This is a genomic window from Tahibacter caeni (assembly GCF_024609805.1).
Lineage (GTDB): Bacteria > Pseudomonadota > Gammaproteobacteria > Xanthomonadales > Rhodanobacteraceae > Tahibacter > Tahibacter caeni.
In genome coordinates this window covers 1-10,622 of sequence record NZ_JANFVR010000161.1, presented here as the reverse complement: position 1 = coordinate 10,622, position 10,622 = coordinate 1, and the positions used below count along the sequence as shown (strand labels likewise).

The window sequence follows — 10,622 nt, the reverse complement described above, 5'->3', positions numbered from 1 at the left end:
CCGCGCCCTTGATGCGGTGCGCCTCGCGGCCGGCGGCGCTGCGATCCCCGCGGGCCAGCGCCTGCTCCAGCGCGAGCAGATCGCCGGCCGCGGTCGCGACGAATTCGTCGACGATCTGCCGCGCCTGGGCCGCGTCGCCGCCGGTGATCTCGTCGAGCACGCTGCGGTCTATCGCGGCCGGCAGAGCGACCGCGGACGCCTCGTCCGCGGTATTCGGGAACGGCACGTGCGGCAGCCACGCGCGCAGCTTCGCGGCGAGCTGGGCGATGCTGACCGGCTTGCCGAGAAAATCGTCCATGCCGGCCGCGATACAGCGCTCGGCCTCGCCCTTGCTGACATTCGCGGTCAACGCGACCACCGGCGTGCGCGCGAGCCCGTCGCGCTGCTCCGCCGCGCGGATCGCGCCGGTCATCGCATAGCCGTCCATGCGCGGCATGTGGATGTCGGCCAGCACGAGCGCGAAGCGTCCGCTGCGCCACTGCTGCAGGCCTTCCTCGCCGTCGACGGCGCTGAGGCAGGCATAGCCGGCCTTGGCGAGCTGGCGCGCGATGACGTCGCGGTTGGTCGGGTGATCGTCGACGAGCAGGATCAGGCTGCGTTCCTGCTCGGCCTGCTCCACGCTCGGCGTCGGCCGCTGCGGCCAGCGCAGGGCGCGGCGCAGCTGGGATGCATCGGCAGCCAGCGCCTCGCTGCGCGCGGTCGGCAGCGCGATCACGAGACTGACCGACGTGCCTTCGCCGAGCTGGCTGCGCAGGCCGAGCTCGCCGCCCATGGCCTCGGCCAGGCGCTGGCTGATCGCGAGTCCGAGCCCGGTGCCGCCGTAGGCGCGCGCCGTGCCGGCTTCGGCCTGGGCGAACGGCGTGAACAGCTTGTCCTGCTGTTCCTGGCCGATGCCGATGCCGCTGTCGTGCACGCGCAGCGCGAGAGTCTGGCTGGCCTCGTCCTGCATCAGCAGCTCCAGCTCCACGCGCACGCCGCCCTTGTGCGTGAACTTCAGCGCGTTGGACAGCAGGTTCGACAGGATCTGGCGCAGACGCAGCGGGTCGACCAGATGCGCCGACGCGACGCCGTCGTCGACCCGCAGGATCAGGGACAGGCCGCGCGAGGACGCCACGCCGAGGAAATTGTTGACCGTCTGCTCGAGCAGCTGGCGCAGGTCGGTGGGCGCCACGGCGAGTTCGAGCCTGCCGGCTTCGATCTTCGAGAAGTCGAGAATGTCGCCGATGATCTGCAGCAGGGCCTGGGCCGACGTGTCGATGACGTCGACGCAGCGGCGCTGCTCCGCGTCGAGCCCGGTGTGCGACAGCAGCTCGAGCATGCCGACCACGCCGATCATCGGCGTGCGGATCTCGTGGCTCATCGCCGCGAGGAACGCGGTCTTCGCGCGGCTGGCCTCGGTCGCGAGCGCTTCGGAATGTCGCAGCTCGACCTCGTTGCGCGCGAGCGTCTCGCGCATCTGCACGAACGCCTCGGCGACCTGGCCGAGTTCGCCGCGCGGCCACTCGCCGATCGGTGTCGCGTAGTCGCCGGCGCGCGTCGCGTGCGCGAGCTGCACGAGCTTCTCGACGCCGCGATAGATGTGCCGCAGGATGCGCCGGCCGGCCACGAACACGATCGCGAACGCGAGCAGGCTCAGCCCGAGCCGCCAATAGCTGATCGCCGACGTGCGCCGCGCGTCGGCGTCGAGATTGCCGTTGGCCGTGATCATCTGCAGCTCGGACAGGAACTTCAGCCGCGTGGTGACCGGATCGATGGCCGGGTACAGCTCGGTGTCGGCGAAACGGCCGAGGTCGTCCATGTTGCGCGACTTGAGGATCGCGCGCAGCTTGGCCGCGGCGCGGTCGGCGCTCTCGCGCTGGCGGCGAATGTCGTCGACGAGGGTCTGCTGCACTTCGGTCAGGTGCGTGCTCGTGAGCTTGTCCCACTGGTCCTGGATGCGCTCGGCCGCGCGGTCGAGCACTTCGACGCCCTGGTCCCAGCCCATCAGGTTGTTGCGCACGCGGAACGCCGTGTCGACGACGTCCATGCCGTAGGAATCCGACACGCTCTTGACGTAGCGCAGGCCGGCCAGCGAATCGGCGCGCAGCTGGGTCATCGTCGCGACGGTCGCGCGCTCGTTCAGCGTGTCGAGCGCGAGCACGGTCGCACCGGTCAGCAGCAGCAGGCCGAACAGGCCGAGCAGCTGCTGGCGGATGCTCAGCGCGAACAGACCGGGCTTCATACCGCGGAGATCTGCGGCGACCTCCAATGACGGATCTGCTCGGCCAGCGCCGTGCCGGACACGGCCGGACCGATCAGATAGCCCTGCGCGTAGTCGCAGCCGAGCTCGGCCAGCATCTGCCAGTCCTCGACGGTTTCCACGCCCTCGGCAACGGTGCCGATATCGAGCTTGCGCGCGAGGTCGAGGCTGGTCTCCACGACGGCGCGCTTGCGCGGCTGGTGCACGGCGCCCGTAACGAAGCCCTGGTCGATCTTGAGTTCGGTGAACGGGATCTGCGACAGCTGCGACAGTGAGGAATAGCCCGTGCCGAAGTCGTCGATCGCGAGACCGAAGCCCTTGAGGCGCAGCCGCGCGAGCACGTTCAGCGCGCTGGCCGCCTCACCCATGACCGAGCCTTCGGTCACTTCGAGCACGACGTCGCGCGTGCGTACGCCGGCCTGCTGCACGATCTGCTGATAGCGGTCGGCCGTGTCGACGCGCGCGAGATTGAGCATGGACACGTTGACCGACAGGCGCAGGTCCAGGCCGGACGCGGCCCAGCGCATGCGCCAACGGCAGGACTTGCGCAGCATGCTTTCGGTCAGCGCGTCGATGAGGCCCTCGCGCTCGACCTGGTGCAGGAACTGCGACGGCAGCAGCACCTGGTCGCCGCGCACCCAGCGCGCGAGCGCCTCGACGCCGACCGCGTGGCCGCTCGCGATGGACACCTGGGCCTGGAACCAGGGTTCGATCTCCTCGCGCTCGATCGCCTCGACGAGGGTCTCGCGGTCGAACTCCATCGGCGCGAGATAGCCGTGTTCCTCGGGCTCGTTGTGGAAATGCAGCAGCACTTCCTGCAGCTTGGCCGCGGTCAGCGGCTTCTCGACGGCGCCGAGCACGCGCAGGCCCGACGCGCGCGCCATGGTCTGCACGGTGTTCAGCAGGGCCGGATCGAGGGCCGACAGCACGATGATCGCGCGCGCGAGGCGGCGGCTCGCGACGTGGCCGATCAGCTCGATGCCGTCCATCTCGGGCAGGTCCAGATCGACCAGCAGCACGTCGGGCTTGTCCTGCAGCGCGATCATGCACTCGAGCGCCTCGCGTCCGTTGGCCGCCTCGAAGGCGCGCTCGATGCCCAGCCCGGCGAGCAGGCGCAGCGCGATGCTGCGCTGAAAGCTGTGGTCCTCGACGACCATCACCGACAACTGTGCGATGCGCGTAGTCATCCGGTCCCTCTCCCCGTGGCGGCACCGACTGTACCGCGAACGCCGCCGGCTCGGCGACGGCGCCGCGCCGCGGGCACGGCAGCCCGCCGCAGCGGCGTCACGCGCATGTCATCCGCGGCGACTGCCGTTCCGTGCCGGTCCGCGATGCGGTCGCCGGGCGCGCGGCGGCCCCGACGATTGGACGGCCAAAACGCCGCACCGCGCTCTTTTGGACTTGCGTCCGGCGAGTGGATTTTGCGGCATGCGGGGCAATGCCCGGACATTTGATGGATTGCTCGGATCGCTTCTGCGACTTGTCGCCGGCGGCTTTGATTTTGATTATTTGACGCATCGCAGCATCTATGTTTGATTCGAGGCCGTGTCCGCGAAAGCGGATACGTCGACCGGGCGCGACGGAATGCGCCGACCGAGCTTCTGTCGCCCGCGGCCGCACTGGATCGGCGCGGACGGCCCCGCCAGGAAAGCAGCATGACGCGACGCAGCACGCCGCGCCTGTACGACGCCGCCTTCGAACACGACAGCTGCGGCTTCGGGCTCATTGCGCAGATCGACAACCGGCCCAGCGCCTGGCTCGCCGATCAGGCCTTCGCCGCGCTCGCGCGCATGGCCCATCGCGGCGGCGTCAACGCCGACGGTGTGACCGGCGACGGCAGCGGCATGCTGTTCTATCGCGCCGATGCCTGGCTGCGTGCGTTGGCCGCCGAAGCCGGCGTCGCTCTCGGCGCGCGTTTCGCTGCGGGCCTCGTGTTCCTCGCCCATGAAACCGCCGCGGCCGATACGGCCAGGACTCTTGTCGAACACACGCTCGCCGAAGAAGGCCTGCGCTGCGCCGGCTGGCGCGACGTGCCGATCGCGGCGGCGGCCTGCGGCCCGCTCGGTCAGGCGCACGCGCCGCGCGTCGTGCAGCTGTTCGTCGAACCGCTGACGGAAACCGACGAAGCCGCGTTCGAACGCCGCCTGTTCCGTGCGCGCCGCCGCGCCGGCCATGCACTGGCCGACGACCCGGGCTTCTACATCGTGAGCCTGTCGGCCGCGACGATCACCTACAAGGCCATGACCGCGCCGGGCGCGCTGCGCGACGCGTTTCCGGATCTGCGCCATCCGGCGCTGGCCGCGAGCGCCGCGGTGTTCCACCAGCGCTTCTCCACGAACACAATGCCGAACTGGCGGCTGGCCCAGCCGTTCCGCCTGCTCGCGCACAACGGCGAGATCAACACCATTCGCGCGAACCGCACCTGGGGCGCGGCGCGCGCGGCCAAGATGGTGTCGCCGCTGGTCAAGCTGTCCGACATCGGCCCGCTCGTCAGCAGCCGCGGCTCGGATTCGCAGAGCCTCGACGAAATGCTCGACGTGCTGCTCGCCGGCGGCATCGACCTGCTGACGGCGATGCGCATCCTCGTGCCGCCGGCCTGGAATGCGCGCGAGACGATCGACGAGGACCTCGAAGCGTTCTACGAGTACTACGCACTGCACAGCGAACCCTGGGACGGCCCGGCCGGGCTCGTGATCTGCGACGCGCGCTACGCGGCCTGCACGCTCGACCGCAACGGCCTGCGCCCGACGCGCTGGCTGCGCACCGAGGACAACCATCTCGCGATCGGCTCCGAAGCCGGCATCTGGGACATAGCCGACGCCGATGTCGTCGCCAAGGGTCGCCTCGGTCCCGGCGAGATGGTCGCGGTGGACCTGCGCGACGGCCGCCTGCTCGACAACGACGCGATCGACGCGATCAACCGCGCGCGCGCGCCGTTCAAGCAGTGGCTGCGCGACGAGATGACTTATCTCGAATCGCACCTGATCGACCCGGCGCTCGCGGCCGAGCCGTTTCCGCCGGACATGCTCGCGCGCTTCCAGAAGCAGTTCGCGCTGACGCGCGAGGAACGCGACGTCGTGCTCAAGGCGCTCGCCGAGGACGAGTCCGAGGCAACCGGATCGATGGGCGACGACACGCCGATCGCCGTGCTGTCGCAGCAGTCGCGGCCGCTGTACGAATATTTCCGCCAGGCCTTCGCCCAGGTCACGAATCCGCCGATCGATCCGCTGCGCGAGCGCCTGGTCATGTCGCTGGTCACGCAGATCGGCCGCGAGGGCAACGTGTTCGAGCTCAAGCCCGAGAACGCGCGCCAGGTATTGCTGAATTCTCCGATCCTGTCGCAGCGCAAGCTGCGCCAGATCCTCGCGCTGCCGCAGGCGCAGGACGCGCAGGTCAAACTCGATCTCTATTACGACCCGGCCGCCGGCCTGGAGCAGGCGATTCGCGAGCTCTGCGCCGCGGCCGAGACGGCCGTGCGCAGCGGCGCGCTGATCGTGCTGCTGTCGGACCGCTATCCGGTGCCGGGCCTGCTGCCGATCCACGCGCTGCTCGCGACCGGCGCGGTGCATGCGCACCTGCTGCGCACGCAGCTGCGCTGCGACTGCAACCTGCTCGTGGAAACCGGCACGGCGCGCGACCCGCACCATTTCGCATGCCTGATCGGCTTCGGCGCAACCGCGGTCTATCCGTACCTGGCTTACCAGACCCTGTTCGACATGAATCGGCGCGGCGAGCTCAAGGGGCTCGAAGGCGAGCCGCCGTCGGAGATCGGCCGCAGCTACCGGCGCGGCATCCGCAAGGGCCTGCTCAAGATCATCTCGAAGATGGGCATCGCGACGATCGCGGGCTATCGCGGCGCGCAGCTGTTCGAGATAGTCGGCCTGGGCAAGGAAGTCGTCGATCTCTGCTTCCCGGGCGCGCCCTCGCGCGTCGGTGGAGCCGGCTTCGCCGACATCGAGGCCGAATACCGCGCGCAGCTCGCCGCCGCGCGCGATCCGAGCTATGCGCTGCCGCCGGGCGGACTGCTCAAGGCCGTGCCCGACGGCGAATACCACATGTACAACCCTGCCGTGATCGGCAGCCTGCAGGCCGCCGTGCGTACCGGCGACCGCGCGCGCTACCGCGACTACGCCGCGCACGTGAACGGCCGCGCGCCGGCCGCGCTGCGCGACCTGTTCGCGCTGCAGCCGGCCGGTCCGGCGATTCCGCTGGACGAGGTCGAACCGGTCGAAGCGATTCTCGCGCGCTTCGACTCGGCCGGCATGTCGCTCGGCGCGCTGTCGCCCGAAGCGCACGAAGCGCTGGCCACGGCGATGAACCGGCTCGGCGCGCGCTCCAATTCCGGCGAGGGCGGCGAAGACCCCGCGCGCTACGGCACCGAGCGCAGCTCCAAGATCAAGCAGGTCGCCTCGGGCCGCTTCGGCGTGACGCCGGCCTACCTGGTCAATGCCGAAGTGCTGCAGATCAAGATCGCCCAGGGCGCCAAGCCCGGCGAGGGCGGCCAGCTGCCGGGCCACAAGGTCAACGGCCTGATCGCGCGGCTGCGCTATGCCAAACCCGGCATCGGCCTGATTTCGCCGCCGCCGCATCACGACATCTATTCGATCGAGGACCTGGCCCAGCTGATCCACGACCTGCGCGAGATCAACCCGAAGGCGCTGATCTCGGTCAAGCTGGTCTCGCACGCGGGCGTCGGCACGATCGCGGCCGGCGTGGTCAAGGCCGGCGCGGATCTGATCACCGTGTCGGGCCATGACGGCGGCACCGGCGCGAGCCCGCTGACCTCGATCCGCTACGCGGGCTCGCCGTGGGAGCTCGGCCTGGCCGAGACCCAGCAGACCCTGACCGCGAACGGCCTGCGCGACCGCGTGATCGTGCAGACCGACGGCGGCCTCAAGACCGGCCTGGACGTGCTCAAGGCCGCCGCGCTCGGCGCGCAGAGCTTCGGCTTCGGTACCGCGCCGATGGTCGCGCTCGGCTGCAAGTTCCTGCGCATCTGCCATCTGAATTCCTGCGCGACCGGCGTCGCCACGCAGAACGAGGTGCTGCGCCGCCAGCATTTCCACGGCATACCGGAAATGGTGCAGAACTATTTCCGCTTCGTCGCCGAGGAAACGCGCGAGCTGCTCGCCGGCCTCGGCCTGCGCAGCCTCGGCGAGGCCGTCGGCAACGTCGGCCTGCTGCGGCGCGTCGCCGGGGTCACGCACAAGCAGAACGCGCTGGAGCTCGACGGCCTGCTCGACACGGCCGGCGGGTCGGACATCGGCGCCTGCGGCCCGTGCATTCCGCCGGCCGCCGCCGACGGGCTCGCCGCGCGCACGGTGGCCGACACGGCCGCGGCGGTCGCCGCGCGGCAAGGCGGCGATTTCCACTATGCAATCCGCAATACGGACCGCTCGATCGGCGCGCGCCTGTCCGGCGAGATCGCGCGGCGCTGGGGCGACGAGGGCCTCGACAGCACAGCCATCACCTTGCATCTGTCGGGCAGCGCCGGACAGAGCCTCGGTGCCTGGAACGCGAGCGGCCTGCACATCCTGCTCAGCGGCGAAGCGAACGACGGCGTCGGCAAGGGCATGCACGGCGGCCGCATCGTCGTGCGCCCGCCGGCGACCGCACGCTATGCGAGCCAGGACAGCGCGATCGTCGGCAACACCTGCCTCTACGGCGCGACCGGCGGCGAACTCTATGTCTGCGGCCGCGCCGGCGAGCGTTTCGGCGTGCGCAATTCCGGCGCGCTGGCCGTCGTCGAGGGCGTCGGCGACCACGCCTGCGAATACATGACCGGCGGCGCCGTCGTCGTGCTCGGCCAGTCCGGGCTGAACTTCGGCGCCGGCATGACCGGCGGCTACGCCTACGTGCTCGACCTCACGCGCGACTTCGTCGACCGCTACAACCACGAGCTCGTCGACATCCACCGCATTTCGCTCGAAGGCATGGAGAACCACCTGCAGCACCTGCGCGGGCTGCTGCGCAACCACATCGAAGCGACCGCGAGCCCGTGGGCGTCGCGCCTGCTCGGCGACTTCCGCGACGTGCTGCACAAGTTCTGGCTGGTCAAGCCCAAGGCCGCCAGCCTCGACGCGCTGTCCGAAGCGCTGAGGCGCGCCGCATGAGCGAGAAGACGTTTCCGTTCCTCAAGTTCCACCGCGCACTGCCGCAGGAAGTGCCGGTGCCCGTGCGCGTGCTCGGCTACGGCGAGATCCACGGCGGCTTCGTCGACGGCGACGCCGGCGACCAGGCCGCGCGCTGCATCGACTGCGGCAATCCCTACTGTTCCTGGGGCTGCCCGCTCGGCAACCGCATTCCGCAATGGCTGCAGCTCGTGCGCGACGGCCGCATCGAGGACGCCGCGACTCTGATGCACGAGACCAATCCGCTGCCGGAGATCTGCGGCCGCGTCTGTCCGCAGGACCGGCTCTGCGAGGGCGCCTGCACGCTCGAGGAAGGCGGTTTCGGCGCAGTCACGATCGGCAGCATCGAACGCTGGGTCACCGACGAGGCACTGCGCCGCGGCTGGCGCCCGGGCCTGCACACGCAGGAACGCAGCGGCAAGCGCGTCGCGATCGTCGGCGCCGGTCCGGCCGGACTCGCCGCGGCCGACCGGCTGATCCGCGCCGGCGTCGCCGTCGAGGTGTTCGACCGCTACGAGGAAATCGGCGGCCTCCTGACGTTCGGCATTCCGGCCTTCAAGCTCGAGAAGTCCGTCGTGCGCACGCGCCGCGGCGTGCTCGAGGAGCTCGGCGTGGTGTTCCGGCTCGGCGTCGACATCGGCCGCGACCTGCCGTTTCGCGCGCTGCTCGACGGCTACGACGCGGTATTTCTCGCGACCGGCGCGTATACCAGCGTCGATGCGCAGTTGCCCGGCGCCGATCTCGACGGCGTGCATTCGGCGCTGCCGTTCCTCGTCGCCAACACGCGCCGCCTGCTCGGCACCGCGACGACAGCGCAGGATCTGCCGGATCTGGCCGGCCGGCGCGTCGTCGTGCTCGGCGGCGGCGACACGGCCATGGACTGCGTGCGTTCGGCGATCCGCCTCGGCGCGCAGCGCGTCAGCTGCGTCTATCGGCGCGACGAAGCCAACATGCCGGGCTCGCGGCGCGAGGTGAAGTACGCGCGCGAGGAAGGCGTGGAGTTCGTGTTCCAGCGCCAGCCGCTGGCGATACTCGGCGAAGGCCGCGTCGAACGCGTGCGCGTCGCGCAGACCGAGCTCGTCGCCGGACCCGGCGGCCGGGCCCAGAGCCGCAGCGTCGCCGGCAGCGAGCAGGACATCGCCGCCGACGTGGTGATTCAGGCCTTCGGCTTTCTCGCGAGTCCGCCGGACTGGTGCGCCGAGCACGGCATCGCCGTCGATGCGAACGGACGTCTCGTCGTCGGCGGCGCCGGACGCGCGCGCCAGCAGACGACGAATTCCAAGGTGTTCGCCGGCGGCGACACGGTGCGCGGCGCCGATCTCGTCGTGCGCGCGGTGCTCGACGGCCGCGAAGCCGCGCGCGCGATGCTCGCGCAACTGCAAGCTGTGACGGCGTCGACATAGCGCCGGGCGCCGGCTTGCGACCTGCGGGGGCCATCCTGACAATGGGCCGGCCCCAGGGGGCGGGCGAGGCGGAGAGCCGGCAACATGCGGACGATAGGAGCTTTGGCGCTGTTCGCGCTCGCATTCGGCGCGGCGGCGAGCGATACGGACGAGGCGCGCATCGAGCAGCTCATGCTCGCGCCGGACAAGCCGGCGGCGCCGGCCAAGGCGAACCGCAAGGCCGATGCCAAGGCTGCGAAGAACGACACCGACGCGGTGGCGAGCCTCGTGGGCCAGCGCGTCGCGGTCGAGACGCGCCAGCGCGGCATCTACATCGGCACCCTGACCGCGGCCACGCGCGACGTGCTGACCCTGCTGATCCAGCTGCCCGCGCGCGATCTGAGCTATTCGCTGCCGCGCGGCGACGTCGCCGCCGTCACGCCGCGCTGAGGCTCCCATGAAACTGATGCTGATCGGCTATCTGATCTCGCTGCTGTTCGGCCTGCTGGCGGTCGTGCGCGTCTGGCGCGCGAGTACGCTCGACGGCGTGCTGACCCTGCTCGTGCCGTTCTATTTCATCGTCGCGCTGATCAAATACTGGAGCGATCCCGACCACAGCATCCGCTTCCATGCGCTCGGCATGCTCGTCGGCAGTACGATGTCGATCTACGGCGCGACGCACCTGGCCAAGGAAGCGGTCGGTTCGCAGGAAGACCGTCAGGCCATGGTGCAGCAGCTGCGCGAGCAGGGCGTCAAGCTGACGCCCGAGCAGGAACAGGGCCTGCTCAGTGACGATCCGGCCGTGGTCCTGGCCACGGCGCAGGCGCTCGACGCGCAGGCCGGCGGGGCCGGCGGGGCCGGCGGCGGCCA

The 10,622-nt window shown here is 70.5% G+C and carries 6 protein-coding genes; 4 read left to right on the top strand and 2 right to left on the bottom strand.

Annotated elements, in window-relative coordinates:
* On the bottom strand, window positions 1-2,221 hold a 2,221-nt coding region (locus tag NON22_RS14185; protein ID WP_257387596.1), incomplete at its 3' end, for an ATP-binding protein.
* Complete coding sequence (locus NON22_RS14180; protein ID WP_257387595.1) at window positions 2,218-3,426, bottom strand: EAL domain-containing response regulator; 1,209 nt, start codon at window positions 3,424-3,426, stop codon at window positions 2,218-2,220. The genes NON22_RS14180 and NON22_RS14185, both read right to left, overlap by 4 nt.
* A 468-nt stretch (window positions 3,427-3,894) precedes the next feature.
* Between NON22_RS14180 and gltB the strand changes: the two genes are divergently transcribed.
* From gltB to NON22_RS14160, 4 genes are all read left to right on the top strand, one after another.
* A complete protein-coding gene (gene gltB, locus NON22_RS14175; RefSeq protein ID WP_257387594.1) occupies window positions 3,895-8,352 on the top strand; it encodes a glutamate synthase large subunit in 4,458 nt (1,485 codons plus the stop codon).
* Complete coding sequence (locus tag NON22_RS14170) at window positions 8,349-9,773, top strand: FAD-dependent oxidoreductase (protein ID WP_257387593.1); 1,425 nt, start codon at window positions 8,349-8,351, stop codon at window positions 9,771-9,773. The genes gltB and NON22_RS14170 overlap by 4 nt, the downstream gene beginning before the upstream one ends.
* 84 nt (window positions 9,774-9,857) lie before the next feature.
* Window positions 9,858-10,202: a hypothetical protein gene (locus NON22_RS14165; protein ID WP_257387592.1), complete on the top strand. Its 345-nt coding sequence runs from the start codon at window positions 9,858-9,860 to the stop codon at window positions 10,200-10,202.
* Between the two features lie 7 nt (window positions 10,203-10,209).
* On the top strand, window positions 10,210-10,622 hold a 413-nt coding region (locus NON22_RS14160), incomplete at its 3' end, for a hypothetical protein (protein WP_257387591.1).

Coding starts and splice junctions, on each gene's coding strand:
- NON22_RS14180 (WP_257387595.1), bottom strand. CDS start 3,426: ATGACTACGCGCATCGCACAGTTGTCGGTGATGGTCGTCGAGGACCAC.
- gltB (WP_257387594.1), top strand. CDS start 3,895: ATGACGCGACGCAGCACGCCGCGCCTGTACGACGCCGCCTTCGAACAC.
- NON22_RS14170 (WP_257387593.1), top strand. CDS start 8,349: ATGAGCGAGAAGACGTTTCCGTTCCTCAAGTTCCACCGCGCACTGCCG.
- NON22_RS14165 (WP_257387592.1), top strand. CDS start 9,858: ATGCGGACGATAGGAGCTTTGGCGCTGTTCGCGCTCGCATTCGGCGCG.